Origin of the sequence: uncultured Umboniibacter sp., assembly GCF_947497555.1 — a bacterium.
Lineage (GTDB): Bacteria > Pseudomonadota > Gammaproteobacteria > Pseudomonadales > DSM-25080 > Umboniibacter.
Genome location: NZ_CANMGY010000009.1, coordinates 80,306 through 95,181, shown reverse-complemented (window position 1 = coordinate 95,181; position 14,876 = coordinate 80,306). Strand labels below are relative to the sequence as shown.

Sequence of the window (14,876 nt, the reverse complement as noted above, 5' to 3'; positions counted from 1 at the left end):
GAGCTAGTTGAAATGGAAATTCGTGAGATTCTTGAGCAGTACGAATTCCCAGGTGACGACACGCCAATCATTCCAGGATCTGCGCTAATGGCGTTGAACGGTGAAGATGAGCACGGTTTGGGAACCACAGCGGTTGCTAAGCTTGTTGAAACACTTGACTCTTACATTCCTGAGCCAGAGCGTGCGGTAGATGGTGCATTCTTGATGCCTATCGAAGACGTATTCTCAATCGCTGGTCGTGGTACTGTTGTAACAGGCCGTGTTGAGCGTGGTATCGTTAACGTTGGTGACGAAGTTGAATTGATCGGTATCCGTGAGACAACTACGACGACTTGTACTGGTGTTGAAATGTTCCGTAAGTTGCTTGACGAAGGTCGTGCAGGTGAGAACATTGGTGCACTACTACGTGGTACTAAGCGTGATGACGTTGAGCGTGGTCAGGTTATGGCTAAGCCGGGTTCAATCAACCCACACACAGTATTCGATTGTGAAGTATACGTTTTGTCGAAAGACGAAGGCGGACGTCACACTCCTTTCTTCAAGGGCTACCGTCCACAGTTCTACTTCCGTACAACTGACGTGACAGGTTCTTGTGAGCTTCCAGAGGGCACTGAAATGGTAATGCCTGGTGATAACGTTGCAATGCACGTTACACTGATCGCGCCTATCGCGATGGAAGAAGGTTTGCGTTTCGCAATCCGTGAAGGTGGCCGTACTGTTGGCGCCGGCGTTGTTTCTAAGATTGTTGAATAATCTTAGCTAACGCTAAAAAGAAGGCTCCCTTTTAGGGGGCCTTTTTTACGTCTAGAGAAAGTCGGGAGCAACAGGTTGTTGTTGGCGCCAGAACAATATCGCGTGTCGAAGACTACCTGTGTAGTCGTTGTCAACGTCGTTTCATTTCGGGTGTGCGGGCAACTATTTAAGTCGTTCTTGAGAACGTGATATTGCTAACTATTAGCATCCGTGAAACGTCTGATGTGTTGTTGGTTAAATAACACTCGACTGTCCTTGACATTGAAGTAGCTAGCCAATAGAATTCGCGCTCCCATTTTAAGCTTTCGCTTGCTTTGGGAGTTTGCTGTACCTAATTTTTAGGTGCAAGAAAGAAGGAAAGCTGGCGTAAAGTCAGCATGTTATCGGAGTTTAATCAATGCAGAGCCAACGCATTCGCATTCGCCTGAAGGCATTTGATCATCGTTTAATCGATGCTTCTGCTCAGGAAATTGTCGATACTGCGAAGCGCACTGGCGCGCAGGTACGTGGTCCTATTCCTCTACCTACACGCAAAGAGCGTTACACCATCCTGGTTTCTCCGCACGTCAACAAAGACGCGCGCGATCAGTATGAAATTCGCACCCATAAGCGCATGCTCGACATCGTTGAGCCAACAGAGAAGACTGTTGACGCGTTGATGAAGTTAGATTTGGCGGCTGGTGTCGAGGTTCAAATTAGCCTCGGTTAATCGCAACCCACAACATTATACAAAGTCTAACCACCCTGGTTAGCTTAGTGTAACGCCCTAAATTGGGGCGGCCATAGAGGGTTAAGCCCCGTACACGAGAGGTGAAAACATGACAATTGGTATTGTCGGACGCAAGAGCGGTATGACCCGCGTCTTTACCGATGAAGGTGTGTCTATCCCTGTTTCTGTGATTGAAGTAGATAGCAATCGCATTGTGCAGGTAAAAACAGCCGAAACTGATGGTTACGATGCTGTGCAAGTCACAACTGGTAGCCGTCGTGCCTCACGCGTAACTAAATCACTAACAGGTCACTTTGCTAAAGCCGGCGTAGAAGCTGGTCGCGGTCTTTGGGAATTTCGTGCTGAAGAGCACGGTCTTGAAGTCGGCGGTGAAGTGTCAGTTGATTTGTTCGCAGCAGGACAAAAAGTAGATGTAACCGGTACGTCTAAAGGTAAAGGATTCCAGGGCGGCGTAAAGCGCTGGAACTTTAGCATGCAAGACGCTACACACGGTAACTCATTGTCGCACCGTGCTCCTGGTTCGATCGGCCAATGCCAGACTCCTGGTCGAGTCTTTAAAGGCAAGAAAATGGCAGGTCACATGGGATCTGAGCGCGTAACAGTTCAAAGTCTTGAAGTTGTTCGCGTAGACGCTGAACGCGGCCTGATTTTGATCAAGGGCGCAATCCCTGGTGCTCCGGGTTCTGACATTGTTGTCAAGCCTGCAGTTAAAGCATCCTGAGGAGGTTACCGATGGAATTGAATCTTTCTACACCAGAAGGCGCAAAGGGAACTCTAGAAGTTTCTGAAGCTACTTTTGGTCGCGAGTTTAACGCCGACCTGGTTCACCAGGCTGTAACGGCGTATCTGGCCGGTGCCCGTCAAGGTACACGCGCTCAGAAAACACGCTCAGATGTTTCAGGTGGCGGTAAGAAGCCATGGAAGCAGAAAGGTAGTGGCCGCGCACGTGCCGGTACTATCCGTTCACCAATCTGGCGTGGGGGCGGTGTGACATTTGCTGCACGTCCACAGGATCACACTCAAAAAATCAACAAGAAGATGTACCGTGCAGCAATGCAGTGCATTTTGTCTGAGCTAGCGCGCACTGACCGTTTGGTTGTTGTTGAGCAGTTCGATGTTGAGGCGCCTAAGACTAAGGCGTTGCTAGCTAAGCTAGCTGCTTTTGATGCGAAACACGTATTAATCGTAACTGAAGCCGTTTCTGAGAACCTTTACCTCGCTTCACGTAATGTCCACACCGTGGAAGTTTGTGATGCTGTATCTGCTAACCCAGTTAGCTTGGTACACCGTGAGAAGGTCATCGTAACTGTTGAAGCCCTTAAGAAATTTGAGGAGATGTTAGGATGAACCAAGAGCGTCTATTCAAGGTTCTGCTAGGTCCTCAGGTTACTGAGAAAGCAGCGCTAGCAGCTGAGTCTGCAAACACTGTAGTGTTCAAAGTAACAACTGATGCTAACAAGCTTGAAGTGAAACATGCTATCGAGAAGTTATTCAACGTTAATGTTGAGTCAGTTCGTTTGTTGAACGTTAAAGGCAAGACCAAGCGTACTCGTTACGGTATTGGTAAGCGCAACGATTGGAAGAAGGCGTATGTCCGTTTGGCCGAAGGTCAAGACATCGACTTCTCGACGTTCGAGTAAGGGGTAGAGATAATGGCAGTTATTAAACGTAAACCAACATCTCCTGGCCGTCGTCACGTAGTTAGTGTTGTAAACACCGAGCTTCATAAAGGTGCGCCGTATGCGCCGCTTCTAGAAAAGAAGAGTAAGTCAGGTGGTCGTAACAACACTGGCCGTATCACTACGCGTCACCGTGGTGGTGGTCATAAGCAGCATTACCGTGTTATCGACTTCCGTCGTAACAAAGATGGTATCCCTGCAACTGTAGAACGTCTAGAGTACGATCCGAATCGTACTGCACACATCGCGCTGATTTGTTATGCCGATGGTGAGCGCCGTTACATCATTGCTCCTAAGGGCGTGAAGGCTGGCGACGTTGTGCAAAGCGGAAGCGCCGCACCTATTAAACCTGGTAACACGTTGCCACTTCGCAACATGCCAGTAGGTTCGGTTATTCACTGTATCGAATTGAAGCCAGGTAAAGGCGCGCAGATTGCTCGTTCAGCCGGTACTTCAGTTCAGTTAGTTGCTCGTGAAGGTCAGTACGCAACTCTACGTCTTCGCTCTGGCGAAATGCGTAAGGTTCCATCTGATTGCCGCGCAACGTTAGGTGAAGTTTCTAACTCAGAGCACAGTCTACGCTCGTTGGGTAAAGCTGGTGCCACTCGCTGGCGCGGTATTCGTCCAACAGTACGCGGTGTTGCAATGAACCCAGTAGATCACCCACATGGTGGTGGTGAAGGTCGTACTTCAGGTGGCCGTCATCCGGTATCTCCTTGGGGCGTTCCAACCAAGGGTTACAAGACTCGCTCGAACAAGCGTACCGATAAGTTTATCGTACGTCGTCGCAGCAAGTAACGGAGGGTATCAAAAGTGCCACGTTCACTGAAAAAAGGTCCATTTGTAGATTTGCACCTTATGAAAAAAGTGCAAACTGCAGTTGAAGCTAACGACAAGCGCCCGGTTAAGACTTGGTCGCGTCGTTCAATGATTTTGCCAGAAATGATCGGTCTAACCATCGCTGTGCACAACGGTCGTCAACACGTCCCAGTTGTCATCAACGAAGAAATGATCGGCCATAAGCTTGGTGAGTTCGCCGGTACCCGCACCTATCGCGGTCATATCGTCGATAAGAAAGCTAAGAAGCGTTAAACACTGGAGTAACGGAAATGGAAGTAGCTGCAAAGTTAAAAGGCGCGCGCATCTCAGCGCAGAAAGCTCGCCTAGTAGCAGACCAGATTCGCGGCAAGGGTGTTGAAGAAGCGCTAGATATTCTAGCTTTCAGCTCCAAGAAAGCAGCTGGTTTGATTAAGAAGTTGCTCGAGTCTGCAATTGCAAACGCCGAGCATAACGAAGGTGCGGATGTCGACGAATTAAAGGTTTCAACAATCTTTGTCGACGAAGGTATGACAATGAAGCGAATCAAGCCACGTGCGAAAGGACGTGCTGATCGAATCTTCAAGAGAACTTGTCATATCACCGTGAAAGTTTCTGAACAGTAACTTTAGGTTGTAGGAGACCATTTCATGGGTCAAAAAGTACATCCAATCGGTATCCGCCTCGGCATTGTCAAGGATCATAATTCTACTTGGTATGCCAACAGCGGAACCTATGCTGACAATCTTAACGCTGATCTTACAGTGCGCGCCTTCATTAAGAAGAAGCTAGCACATGCATCTGTAAGCCGCGTACAGATTGAGCGTCCAGCTCAGTCAGCTCGCATTACGATTCACACGGCTCGCCCTGGTATCGTGATTGGTAAAAAAGGCGAAGATGTTGAAACTCTACGCAACGAATGCTCGAAGATGATGGGCGTTCCTGTGCAGATCAACATTGAAGAAATTCGTAAGCCGGATCTCGATGCTACACTCGTTGCTCAAAACGTGGGTAGCCAGCTTGAGCGTCGTGTTATGTTCCGTCGTGCTATGAAGCGCGCGGTACAGAATGCAATGCGTCAAGGTGCGCAAGGTATCAAGATTCAGCTAAGTGGTCGTCTAGGCGGCGCAGATATTGCTCGTACCGAGTGGTATCGTGAAGGTCGTGTGCCATTGCACACACTTCGTGCTGACATCGATTACGGAACGTTTGAAGCAATGACTACCTACGGTATCATCGGCATCAAAGTTTACGTTTTCAAAGGCGAAATCATTGGCGATAACGCACCAGTTGAAGCAAAACCTGCTAAAACTGGCAAGAAGAAAGCTAAGTAAGGAGTACGCATATGTTACAACCAAAGCGTACAAAGTTCCGCAAGATGATGAAAGGTCGCAATCGCGGCTTGGCACTGCGCGGTAGCAAAGTTAGCTTCGGCGAATTCGGCTTGAAGGCAACTGGTCGCGGTCGAATTACTGCACGTCAGATCGAGGCAGCACGTCGTGCTATGACTCGTCGTATTAAGCGTGGCGGTAAAATTTGGATCCGTGTTTTCCCTGATAAACCGATTACCAATAAGCCCCTAGAAGTTCGTATGGGTAAAGGTAAGGGTTCTGTGGAATACTGGGTTGCTCAAATTCAACCAGGTAAGGTTCTTTACGAGATCGAAGGTGTCGATGAAGAACTAGCGCGTGAGGCGTTCCGCCTTGCAGCAGCTAAATTACCTGTGGCAACTACCTTTGTTAAACGGCAGGTGATGTGATGAACGCAAGTGAACTTCGTGAAAAGTCTGTCGAGGAGCTTAACTCGGTTCTCCTCGAGAAGCTGGAAGAGCAGTTCAAGCTGCGCATGCAGTACTCTACCGGCCAGCTCACCCAAACTCACTTGTTGAAGCAAGTGCGTCGCGATATCGCGCGCATCAAGACTTCGCTAACGCAAAAAGCAGGTGAATAAGATGGCTGAGCAAAATGTAGTACGTACGTTAACTGGTAAAGTAGTTAGCGACAAAATGGATAAGACTATTACTGTCCTAATCGAGCGCAAAGTTAAGCACCCGATCTATGGCAAGTACCTAGTTAAGTCTACCAAGGTCAAAGCACATGACGAAAACAACGAGAGCAAGGCTGGTGACACTGTTACTATCCAAGAGTCTCGTCCAATGTCGAAAGACAAGTCATTTACTTTGAAGTCTATCAATGAGCGCGCGGCGGGAATCTAAGCCTAGGCTTATTCTTAGCAGCGTTTGAAATTTTCGGAGTGCGATCATGATTCAGACTCAAACCTATTTAGACGTCGCAGATAACAGCGGTGCTCGCCGCGTTATGTGCATTAAAGTATTGGGCGGCTCGCATCGTCGTTATGCTGCAGTGGGTGATGTAATCAAAGTGACCGTTAAGGAAGCTATCCCACGTGGTAAGGTCAAAAAAGGCCAGGTGATGAAGGCAGTTGTTGTGCGCACCAAAAAAGGTGTTCGTCGCGGCGACGGTTCTTTAATCAAATTCGATGACAATGCAGCAGTACTGCTCAACGCCAACGAGGCGCCGGTGGGCACCCGAATCTTCGGTCCGGTGACTCGTGAACTTCGCGGTGAGAAGTTCATGAAAATTGTCTCTCTAGCGCCTGAAGTGCTGTAAGGCCTGGGAGTAAGGAAAGAGCATGGCTAAAATTAAACGTGACGACGAAGTAATCGTTATCGCTGGTAAAGACAAAGGTAAACGTGGGCGTGTTGCGCAAGTGCGCGCCGACAACCGAATTCTTGTTACTGGCATTAACATGGTGAAAAAGCACCAGAAGGCTAACCCACAGGCTGGCGTTCAAGGTGGCATCATCGAGAAGGAAGCACCTATTCAGATTTCGAATATTGCTATCTTCAATCCACAAACCAACAAAGCCGACCGCGTTGGCTTCCGTTTCGAAGACGGGAAGAAAGTACGTTTCTTCAAGTCTAACGGCGAAGCGATTTAAGGGGCTGGACGATGACTCACATGAAAAAGGTTTATGAAACCGAAGTAATCCCGGCACTTGCAAAAGAGCTGGGTGTTGAGAACCCAATGCGTCTTCCACGCATCACTAAGATCACCATTAACATGGGTCTTGGCGAAGCGCTTGGCGACAAGAAGGTTCTTGAGCACGCTATGCGTGACCTCGAGCAGATCGCTGGCCAAAAGCCAGTATCTACAAAAGCTCGTAAGTCTATCGCTGGCTTTAAAGTTCGTGAAGGTTGGCCAATCGGCTGCAAGGTAACCCTTCGTGGCGAGCGTATGTATGAATTCCTACAGCGCTTGATTGACATTGCGATTCCACGTATTCGTGACTTCCGCGGTGTCAGCCCAAAGCAGTTTGACGGTCGCGGTAACTTCGCGATGGGTGTGACTGAGCAAATTATCTTCCCTGAGATCGAGTACGATAAAATCGATGCTCTTCGTGGTCTAGATATTGCCATCACAACGACTGCGCAAACCGATGATGAAGGTCGCGCCCTGCTGCGTGCTTTCAACTTCCCGTTGAAAGGCTAAAGGAGATAGAACATGGCTAAGAAATCCATGATCGCTCGCGAAGCTAAGCGCGCAAAAATGGTCGAAAAGTACGCTGCGAAGCGTACTGAAATCAAGGCTATCCTTGCGGACGCTAACGCTAGCGAAGAAGCAAAATGGGATGCACAGCTACAACTTCAAAAGTTGCCACGTGATGCAAGTCCAGTACGTAAGCAGCGTCGCTGCCGTATTACTGGTCGACCACACGCGGTATACCGTAAGTTCGGCCTGTGCCGTAACAAACTACGCGAAGCTGCCATGAACGGTGATGTACCGGGCTTGGTTAAAGCTAGCTGGTAAGCAACAGAGGTTTTTAACTATGAGTATGCAAGATCCTTTGGCAGATATGCTTACCCGCATTCGTAACGGTCAGCAAGCAGGTAAGTTCGATGTAACTATGCCTGCTTCTAACCTAAAAGTTGCGGTAGCAGATGTTCTTAAGGCTGAGGGTTACGTAGGTAGCTTCTCAGTATCTGAAGGACCAAAAGCCGAATTAACAATTGAACTTCGTTACTTCGAAGGTCGTCCAGTAATTGAAAAGATTCAGCGCGCTAGCCGCCCTGGTCTTCGTTCTTACACTGGAACTAACGATCTTCCGACAGTTAACGCTGGTCTTGGTGTCGCTATTGTTACTACGTCGAAAGGCGTAATGACTGACCGAGCTGCTCGCGCTGCGGGCATCGGTGGCGAAGTCCTTTGCACAGTATTCTAAGGGGAGTATTAGTATGTCTCGTATAGCTAATAATCCTGTTAGCATCCCAGCTGGCGTTGACGTCAAGCTAGGTGCTGAGGATATCACTGTAAAGGGTGCTAACGGCACTCTAAACATGCCACTCAACGCGAGCGTAGAAGTCGCGCTTAACGACAACGTGATTACTTTTAAAGCACGTCATGGCGATAAGAAGAGTGTAGCAATGTCTGGTACTATGCGTGCTTTGGTAGGCAACATGGTCACTGGCGTTAGCCAAGGTTTCGAAAAGAAACTTCAGCTCGTTGGTGTCGGTTACCGTACTAAAGTGTCGGGTAACACCTTGAACCTAACTCTAGGTTTCTCACATCCGGTTGACTATGAGCTTCCGGAAGGCGTTAAAGCCGAAACTCCGAGCCAAACTGACATCGTGTTGAAAAGCGCGAATAAACAGTTACTCGGTCAAGTAGCGGCGGAGATCCGCGCATTCCGTCCACCAGAGCCTTATAAAGGTAAAGGTGTTCGTTTTGCCGATGAGCATGTCCGTCGTAAAGAAGCGAAGAAGAAGTAAGGCAAGGTTATGAGCACAAAACGTGATGCAAGACTACGCCGTGCACGTCGTACGCGCTTAAATATGCGTGAAGCGGGTGTTACCCGTTTGACAGTGCACCGCACGCCTCGTCATATCTACGCGCAAGTGATTTCAGCAGATGGCGGTAAAGTTATCGCCTCTGCATCCACTTTGGATAAGTCACTTCGTGAAGGTAAAACAGGTAACATCGAAGCTGCTGGCGCAGTAGGCAAGTTAGTTGCCGAGCGCGCTAAAGAAGCGGGTGTAACTAAAGTGTCGTTCGACCGTAGTGGTTTCAAATACCACGGTCGAGTGAAGTCCTTAGCTGACGCTGCTCGTGAAGCAGGTCTTGAATTCTAAAGGTGAGAGACATGGCAGAGCAGAAGCAAAAAGACAACAACAGCGAAGGCTTACAAGAGAAACTAGTACAGGTTAATCGTGTAGCTAAAGTTGTTAAAGGTGGCCGTATTTTCGGTTTCACCGCCCTAACTGTCGTTGGTGATGGTAACGGTAAAGTCGGCTTTGGTCGTGGCAAGGCGCGTGAAGTGCCTGTCGCTATCCAAAAGGCGATGGAAAATGCACGTCGCAACATGATCACGGTACAGCTGAAAGGTGATACCATTCAGTACCCGATCAAAGCGCGCCACGGTGCATCGAAAATTTACATGCAGCCAGCCTCTGAAGGTACAGGTGTTATTGCCGGTGGTGCAATGCGTGCTGTGCTAGAAATCGCAGGCGTACACAACGTTTTGGCTAAGTGCTACGGTAGCACTAACCCAGTAAACGTAGTACGTGCGACTTTTAAGGCGCTCGAAAATATGCGTTCTCCGGAAGACATCGCCGCTAAGCGTGGCCTGTCTGTCGAAGAGATCCAAGGCTAATTTGCAGCGAGGACGAACGACAATGGCAAATAAAACCATTAAGGTAACGCAAGTTAAATCGACCGCTGGTCGTCTTGCGAGCCACAAAGCCTGCGTAGCAGGTTTGGGTTTACGTCGAATCGGCCATACTGTTGAAGTAGAAGATACTCCAGCAGTACGCGGCATGATTAACAAAGCCCATTATCTATTGAAAGTGGAGGGTTAACAGCATGCGTCTTAATACTTTAAGCCCAGCTGAAGGCCACAAGCACAGCAAGAAGCGCGTTGGTCGCGGTATTGGTAGTGGCGTTGGTAAAACTGGTGGTCGCGGTCACAAGGGTCTGAAATCTCGTTCTGGCGGTTCTGTCCGTCCAGGTTTCGAGGGTGGTCAGATGCCTATGCAGAAGCGTCTACCGAAATTCGGTTTTACTTCACGCATCGGTATCACTACTGCTGAGATCCGTACATCTGAACTCGGTTCAATTGCGGGTGATGTAGTAACTGTTGAGGCATTGAAAGATGCTGGATTAGTTGCTAAAAATATCACTCGAGCCAAAGTATTCCTTTCTGGCGACGTAACTCGTGCAGTTACTGTCAAAGGTCTAAAGGTTTCCAAAGGCGCTAAAGAAGCAATTGAAACAGCCGGTGGCAAGGTAGAGGATTAATGACTAACCCCAGTGCAATGATGACGGGTAGTCAAAAAGGTTTAGGCGAGCTTAAGTCTCGCCTTACCTTTTTGTTATTAGCGATCATCGTATATCGAGTCGGTACACATATACCGTTACCTGGAATTAACCCTGCTCGTGTGGCTGAGCTATTCAGTCAAAACGAAGGCACGATTCTGGGATTATTCAATATGTTCTCTGGTGGTGCACTAGAGCGTATGAGTATCCTTGCGCTGGGCGTCATGCCATACATCTCTGCGTCGATCATTACGCAGTTACTAACAGCGGTTGTACCGTCGTTAGAAGCCCTCAAAAAAGAGGGAGAGGCAGGGCGTCGCAAGATAAGCCAGTATACCCGTTGGGGAACTCTCGTATTGGCGACCGTTCAGGGCGCTGGTATGGTAGCAGGCTTATCAGGACAAGGATTGTTTTACGCAACTGGCGTCAGCGTTACTTTAGTAGCGGTAATGTCGTTAGTTGGTGGAGCGATGTTTATGATGTGGCTTGGTGAACAGGTGACTGAACGTGGTATTGGTAATGGTATATCCATGCTGATCTTCGCAGGCATCGTGGCGGGTCTCCCGTCGGCACTAGGTCAAGCGTTTGAGTCGGCGCGTCAAGGTGATTTGAACTTCCTCGTGTTGATTCTTATCGGTTTGGTCGCGGTTGCGGTTGTTTGGGGTGTGGTCCGTATGGAGCGCGCGCAACGTCGCATACCAATTCACTACGCTAGACGTCAACAGGGTCGTCGACAAATGCAGCCGCAGGCTAGCTATTTGCCGCTCAAAATCAATATGGCCGGTGTAATCCCAGCTATTTTTGCGAGCAGTATTTTGCTATTCCCAGCGTCAATCGCCCAATGGGCGGGTCAATCTTCTGGATCTGAATTGCTCCAGGATATTGCTTTGATGTTGAGCCCAGGGCAGCCATTGAACATTATTTTGTTCACGTTGATGATCGTATTCTTCTGTTACTTCTACACGGCGATTACCTTCAATTCGAAGGAAGTGTCAGAAAACTTGAAGCGTTCAGGTGGCAGCATCCCAGGCATTCGCCCGGGTATGAAGACCGCCGATTACTTGGATAGCGTTCTGGGACGGCTAACGTTAGTTGGTGCGATTTATATTGCGGCAGTATGTTTGATGCCTCAGTTCTTGGTAGTGTTTGCGAACATTCCATTTTACTTGGGCGGAACGTCACTGCTTATCGTAGTAGTAGTTGTCATGGATTTCATGGCTCAGATTCAACAGCATATGATGTCGACTCAGTACGACGGGCTGATGAAGAAAGCCAACCTGAAGAACTACGGAAATGGTGCGCGCTAAGCGCGCCCCGTAAAGAGGAGCCGACCATGAAAGTTCGTGCGTCAGTTAAAAAGATTTGCAGAAATTGCAAAATTATTCGTCGCAAGGGCACAGTTCGCGTTATTTGTAGCGCTGAACCACGTCACAAGCAGCGTCAAGGCTAATCGATTTAGCTTTCGAAGAGAATTATTTGATTCAGCCGGATGCTTGCGCTACTATTGCGCACCTTTTAAGGGGCATCCGGCAATCTTTGATTGCTGTCGTATTGCTGTATAAGCTAATTTATTGGAGTTATTTTCAATGGCTCGTATTGCTGGAGTAAACATTCCAGATAACAAGCACACTGTTATCTCACTGACTTATATTTTCGGTATCGGCCGTACTAAGTCTAAGCAGATCTGTGCGGTTACTGGAATCGCAGAAGACGCCAAAATCGGTAGTCTTTCTGAAGAGCAAGTAGATGCACTTCGTAACGAAGTGGCAAAGAACACTGTAGAAGGTGATCTTCGTCGTGAAGTTTCAATGAGCATCAAGCGTTTAATGGATCTAGGTTGTTACCGTGGTCTTCGTCACCGTCGCAGTTTACCACTTCGTGGTCAGCGTACTAAGACGAATGCTCGCACGCGTAAAGGCCCACGTAAGCCAATTAAACGCTAATCATTCACGCGTCGTGTCGACTGTGAGGTCGATACTTAGTCCTTACATTTGGAGGAAGGATCTATGGCTAAGCCAGGTGCGAAGCAAACTCGCAAAAAGGTCAAGAAGTCCGTCGTTGATGGGATCGCGCATATCCATGCGTCGTTCAACAACACCATCATCACGATCACTGACCGTCAGGGCAATGCTCTGTCTTGGGCTACCGCAGGTGGTTCAGGTTTCCGTGGTTCTCGTAAGAGTACCCCGTTCGCAGCACAGGTAGCTGCTGAGCGTGCTGGTAACGCAGCAAAAGACTTCGGTCTTAAAAATCTAGACGTGGAAGTTAAAGGTCCAGGTCCAGGTCGTGAATCTGCAGTTCGTGCATTGAACAACTGTGGCTACAAAATCACTAACATTTCTGACGTGACGCCTATTCCGCATAACGGATGTCGTCCACCGAAGAAACGTCGCGTATAAGAGGAGAGCGAACCCATGGCACGTTATATTGGCCCTAAGTGCAAGCTAGCCCGTCGCGAGGGTACAGATCTATTTTTAAAGAGCGGTGTCCGTCCACTAGAGTCTAAGTGTAAGCTTGAGACAGCTCCTGGTGTACATGGCGCACGTCGTGGTCGTTTATCTGACTACGGTGTTCAGCTTCGTGAGAAGCAGAAAGTACGTCGCATGTACGGCATCCTCGAGAAGCAATTCCGTTCTTACTACAAAGAAGCAGCACGTCGCAAGGGTAATACCGGCGAAAACCTGCTACAGTTGTTAGAATGTCGACTAGACAACGTTGTTTACCGTATCGGTTACGGTTCAACACGTGCAGAGTCTCGTCAGCTTGTTTCTCACAAGGCAATCACTGTTAACGGTAAGACGGTAAACATTCCATCTTTCCAGGTTAAAGAAGGTGATGTTGTTGCTGTTCGTGAGAAGTCGAAAAAGCAGTTGCGTATCGCTCAAGCTCTAGAGCTTGCAGCAAACCGCGGTACCAACGAATGGATCGAAGTAGATGCACCGAAGATGGAAGGCACATTTAAGCGCCTACCAGAGCGTACCGATTTGTCTGCGGACATTAACGAGTCGCTAATCATCGAGCTTTACTCGAAGTAAACGAATAACTAAGCCAACAGGTGTGCCAATGCAGAGTGTATTGAATGAGTTTCTTACACCACGTCATATCGACGTGCACGAGTATAGTCCAACTCACGCTAAAGTGACCTTGGAGCCATTAGAGCGTGGTTTCGGCCATACTCTTGGTAACGCGCTCCGTCGTATCCTGCTTTCTTCGATGCCAGGTTGTGCAATTGTAGAAGCCGAAATTGACGGTGTTCTACATGAGTACTCTTCTATCGAAGGTGTTCAGGAAGACGTAATTGAGATTCTTTTGAATCTCAAGGGCGTTGCTATCGTTATGGAAGGAAAGGATCGCGCAGAGATCACCATCAGCAAGAAAGGCGCTGGTGTGGTAACTGCGGGTGATATTCAGACCGAAGGCGATATGGAAATTAAGAATCCAGAGCATGTTATCGCTAACGTTAACGCGAAAGGCGAGTTAAACATTCGTATGGTCGTAGCAACAGGTCGCGGATACGTCCCGGCTTCTGCACGGAAGAGCTCAGAGGATGAAACTCGTTCTATTGGTCGTCTGCAACTGGATGCATCTTTCAGCCCGGTTCAGCGCGTCGCTTACAGTGTTGAAAGCGCACGTGTTGAACAGCGTACTGACCTCGACAAGCTAGTGTTAGATCTGGAAACGGATTCAACGCTTGACCCTGAAGAGGCGATTCGTCGCGCTGCTACTATTCTGCAGCATCAGTTGGCGGTTTTCGTTGAGCTAGAAAGCGAAGTCGAACAGGCTGAGGAAGTTAAAGAAGAGGAAATTGATCCGATTCTTCTGCGTCCAGTTGATGATCTAGAGCTTACAGTTCGTTCTGCGAACTGTCTAAAAGCAGAGAACATCTACTACATCGGTGATCTTATTCAGCGCACAGAAGTTGAGCTGCTTAAGACGCCAAACCTTGGTAAGAAGTCATTGACTGAAATCAAGGATATCCTCGCTTCTCGTGGACTGTCTCTAGGTATGAAACTAGAGAACTGGCCACCTGCAAGCATTAAAGTAGAAGATCGTTTCGCTATCTAATAGCAACGAGTCTTCTGATTGTAAGCTAAGGCGCAATGTTGCGCCTTAGCTTTCTTACCTGGGGTCATGCTGAGATAGCAGCCTGTTGGTAAGCTGATTAGGAATTATTATTATGCGTCATCGTCATTCAGGTCGTAAATTAAATCGTACTGGTTCTCACCGTCGCGCTATGTTCCGTAACATGGCCGCATCTTTGGTTGAGCACGAGTTAATTAAAACGACTTTGCCAAAAGCTAAAGAGCTTCGTGGTGTTGTTGAGCCTCTAATCACGCTAGCAAAAGTTGATTCTGTTGCTAACCGTCGTCTAGCTTTCTCTCGTCTTCGTTCTGACGAAGCGGTAGGTAAGCTTTTCAACGAACTAGGTCCGCGTTACAACACGCGTCCAGGTGGTTACGTTCGCGTTCTAAAGTGTGGTTTCCGCGCTGGTGATAACGCACCAATGGCATACGTTGAAATGGTTGATCGTCCGGTTGCTGAAGAAGCTGACGACGAGTAAATCAT

29 protein-coding genes are annotated in these 14,876 nt (G+C 48.4%); all 29 read left to right on the top strand.

What is annotated here, in order from left to right; translation table 11 throughout:
• Positions 1–753: EF-Tu/IF-2/RF-3 family GTPase (locus Q0698_RS11005; RefSeq protein WP_298636621.1), on the top strand; the 753-nt coding region annotated here is incomplete at its 5' end.
• A 397-nt stretch (positions 754–1,150) separates the two neighbouring features.
• Positions 1,151–1,462 (top strand): 30S ribosomal protein S10, encoded by a 312-nt coding sequence (rpsJ, locus tag Q0698_RS11000; RefSeq protein WP_121877690.1) that lies wholly within the window; start codon positions 1,151–1,153, stop codon positions 1,460–1,462.
• Between the two features lie 109 nt (positions 1,463–1,571).
• On the top strand, positions 1,572–2,204 hold the full coding sequence (rplC, locus tag Q0698_RS10995) for a 50S ribosomal protein L3 (protein ID WP_298636620.1): 633 nt from the start codon (positions 1,572–1,574) through the stop codon (positions 2,202–2,204).
• A gap of 11 nt (positions 2,205–2,215) precedes the next feature.
• On the top strand, positions 2,216–2,830 hold the full coding sequence (gene rplD, locus Q0698_RS10990) for a 50S ribosomal protein L4 (RefSeq protein ID WP_298636619.1): 615 nt from the start codon (positions 2,216–2,218) through the stop codon (positions 2,828–2,830).
• On the top strand, positions 2,827–3,123 hold the full coding sequence (gene rplW, locus Q0698_RS10985) for a 50S ribosomal protein L23 (RefSeq protein ID WP_121877687.1): 297 nt from the start codon (positions 2,827–2,829) through the stop codon (positions 3,121–3,123). The genes rplD and rplW overlap by 4 nt, the downstream gene beginning before the upstream one ends.
• A gap of 12 nt (positions 3,124–3,135) precedes the next feature.
• The gene (gene rplB, locus Q0698_RS10980) at positions 3,136–3,960 is read left to right on the top strand and encodes a 50S ribosomal protein L2 (RefSeq protein ID WP_298636617.1); all 825 of its coding nucleotides are present in this window, start codon (positions 3,136–3,138) and stop codon (positions 3,958–3,960) included.
• A 15-nt stretch (positions 3,961–3,975) separates the two neighbouring features.
• Entirely contained in the window at positions 3,976–4,254 is a 279-nt protein-coding gene (gene rpsS / locus Q0698_RS10975; RefSeq protein ID WP_121877685.1) for a 30S ribosomal protein S19, read from the top strand.
• 17 nt (positions 4,255–4,271) lie between these two features.
• Positions 4,272–4,604 (top strand): 50S ribosomal protein L22, encoded by a 333-nt coding sequence (gene rplV / locus Q0698_RS10970; RefSeq protein ID WP_298636615.1) that lies wholly within the window; start codon positions 4,272–4,274, stop codon positions 4,602–4,604.
• Positions 4,605–4,628: 24 nt separating this feature from the next.
• Entirely contained in the window at positions 4,629–5,312 is a 684-nt protein-coding gene (gene rpsC / locus Q0698_RS10965; RefSeq protein ID WP_121877683.1) for a 30S ribosomal protein S3, read from the top strand.
• Between the two features lie 11 nt (positions 5,313–5,323).
• On the top strand, positions 5,324–5,737 hold the full coding sequence (rplP, locus tag Q0698_RS10960) for a 50S ribosomal protein L16 (protein WP_121877682.1): 414 nt from the start codon (positions 5,324–5,326) through the stop codon (positions 5,735–5,737).
• Positions 5,737–5,928 carry a 50S ribosomal protein L29 gene (gene rpmC / locus Q0698_RS10955; RefSeq protein ID WP_121877681.1) on the top strand — a complete coding sequence of 64 codons (192 nt, stop codon included), beginning with the start codon at positions 5,737–5,739 and terminating at the stop codon, positions 5,926–5,928. Before rplP ends, rpmC begins: the two co-directional genes overlap by 1 nt.
• A 1-nt stretch (position 5,929) precedes the next feature.
• On the top strand, positions 5,930–6,193 hold the full coding sequence (gene rpsQ / locus Q0698_RS10950) for a 30S ribosomal protein S17 (protein WP_121877680.1): 264 nt from the start codon (positions 5,930–5,932) through the stop codon (positions 6,191–6,193).
• 46 nt (positions 6,194–6,239) lie between these two features.
• The gene (rplN, locus tag Q0698_RS10945; protein ID WP_121877679.1) at positions 6,240–6,608 is read left to right on the top strand and encodes a 50S ribosomal protein L14; all 369 of its coding nucleotides are present in this window, start codon (positions 6,240–6,242) and stop codon (positions 6,606–6,608) included.
• A gap of 22 nt (positions 6,609–6,630) precedes the next feature.
• Entirely contained in the window at positions 6,631–6,939 is a 309-nt protein-coding gene (rplX, locus tag Q0698_RS10940) for a 50S ribosomal protein L24 (RefSeq protein WP_298636609.1), read from the top strand.
• An 11-nt stretch (positions 6,940–6,950) separates the two neighbouring features.
• Positions 6,951–7,490 (top strand): 50S ribosomal protein L5, encoded by a 540-nt coding sequence (gene rplE, locus Q0698_RS10935; RefSeq protein WP_298636607.1) that lies wholly within the window; start codon positions 6,951–6,953, stop codon positions 7,488–7,490.
• Between the two features lie 12 nt (positions 7,491–7,502).
• Complete coding sequence (gene rpsN, locus Q0698_RS10930) at positions 7,503–7,808, top strand: 30S ribosomal protein S14 (RefSeq protein ID WP_121877676.1); 306 nt, start codon at positions 7,503–7,505, stop codon at positions 7,806–7,808.
• Between the two features lie 19 nt (positions 7,809–7,827).
• A complete protein-coding gene (rpsH, locus tag Q0698_RS10925; protein WP_298636603.1) occupies positions 7,828–8,220 on the top strand; it encodes a 30S ribosomal protein S8 in 393 nt (130 codons plus the stop codon).
• 13 nt (positions 8,221–8,233) lie between these two features.
• On the top strand, positions 8,234–8,767 hold the full coding sequence (gene rplF / locus Q0698_RS10920) for a 50S ribosomal protein L6 (RefSeq protein ID WP_298636601.1): 534 nt from the start codon (positions 8,234–8,236) through the stop codon (positions 8,765–8,767).
• A 9-nt stretch (positions 8,768–8,776) separates the two neighbouring features.
• Positions 8,777–9,127 (top strand): 50S ribosomal protein L18, encoded by a 351-nt coding sequence (rplR, locus tag Q0698_RS10915; RefSeq protein ID WP_121877673.1) that lies wholly within the window; start codon positions 8,777–8,779, stop codon positions 9,125–9,127.
• Between the two features lie 11 nt (positions 9,128–9,138).
• Positions 9,139–9,648, top strand: a complete 510-nt coding sequence (gene rpsE / locus Q0698_RS10910; RefSeq protein WP_298636598.1) for a 30S ribosomal protein S5 — start codon at positions 9,139–9,141, stop codon at positions 9,646–9,648.
• 22 nt (positions 9,649–9,670) lie between these two features.
• Positions 9,671–9,853, top strand: coding sequence for a 50S ribosomal protein L30 (gene rpmD / locus Q0698_RS10905; protein WP_121877671.1), 183 nt, complete (start codon positions 9,671–9,673; stop codon positions 9,851–9,853).
• 4 nt (positions 9,854–9,857) lie between these two features.
• Positions 9,858–10,292, top strand: coding sequence for a 50S ribosomal protein L15 (rplO, locus tag Q0698_RS10900; RefSeq protein ID WP_298636595.1), 435 nt, complete (start codon positions 9,858–9,860; stop codon positions 10,290–10,292).
• Positions 10,292–11,617: a preprotein translocase subunit SecY gene (secY, locus tag Q0698_RS10895; protein ID WP_298636593.1), complete on the top strand. Its 1,326-nt coding sequence runs from the start codon at positions 10,292–10,294 to the stop codon at positions 11,615–11,617. The genes rplO and secY overlap by 1 nt, the downstream gene beginning before the upstream one ends.
• A gap of 26 nt (positions 11,618–11,643) precedes the next feature.
• Entirely contained in the window at positions 11,644–11,760 is a 117-nt protein-coding gene (gene rpmJ, locus Q0698_RS10890; protein ID WP_121877668.1) for a 50S ribosomal protein L36, read from the top strand.
• A 136-nt stretch (positions 11,761–11,896) separates the two neighbouring features.
• The gene (gene rpsM, locus Q0698_RS10885) at positions 11,897–12,253 is read left to right on the top strand and encodes a 30S ribosomal protein S13 (protein ID WP_121877667.1); all 357 of its coding nucleotides are present in this window, start codon (positions 11,897–11,899) and stop codon (positions 12,251–12,253) included.
• 63 nt (positions 12,254–12,316) lie between these two features.
• Complete coding sequence (gene rpsK, locus Q0698_RS10880; RefSeq protein ID WP_298636590.1) at positions 12,317–12,709, top strand: 30S ribosomal protein S11; 393 nt, start codon at positions 12,317–12,319, stop codon at positions 12,707–12,709.
• Positions 12,710–12,724: 15 nt separating this feature from the next.
• Entirely contained in the window at positions 12,725–13,345 is a 621-nt protein-coding gene (gene rpsD / locus Q0698_RS10875) for a 30S ribosomal protein S4 (protein ID WP_298636588.1), read from the top strand.
• Positions 13,346–13,373: 28 nt separating this feature from the next.
• Entirely contained in the window at positions 13,374–14,375 is a 1,002-nt protein-coding gene (gene rpoA, locus Q0698_RS10870; protein WP_298636586.1) for a DNA-directed RNA polymerase subunit alpha, read from the top strand.
• A gap of 112 nt (positions 14,376–14,487) precedes the next feature.
• On the top strand, positions 14,488–14,871 hold the full coding sequence (gene rplQ / locus Q0698_RS10865) for a 50S ribosomal protein L17 (RefSeq protein ID WP_121877663.1): 384 nt from the start codon (positions 14,488–14,490) through the stop codon (positions 14,869–14,871).
• Positions 14,872–14,876 lie beyond the last annotated feature (5 nt).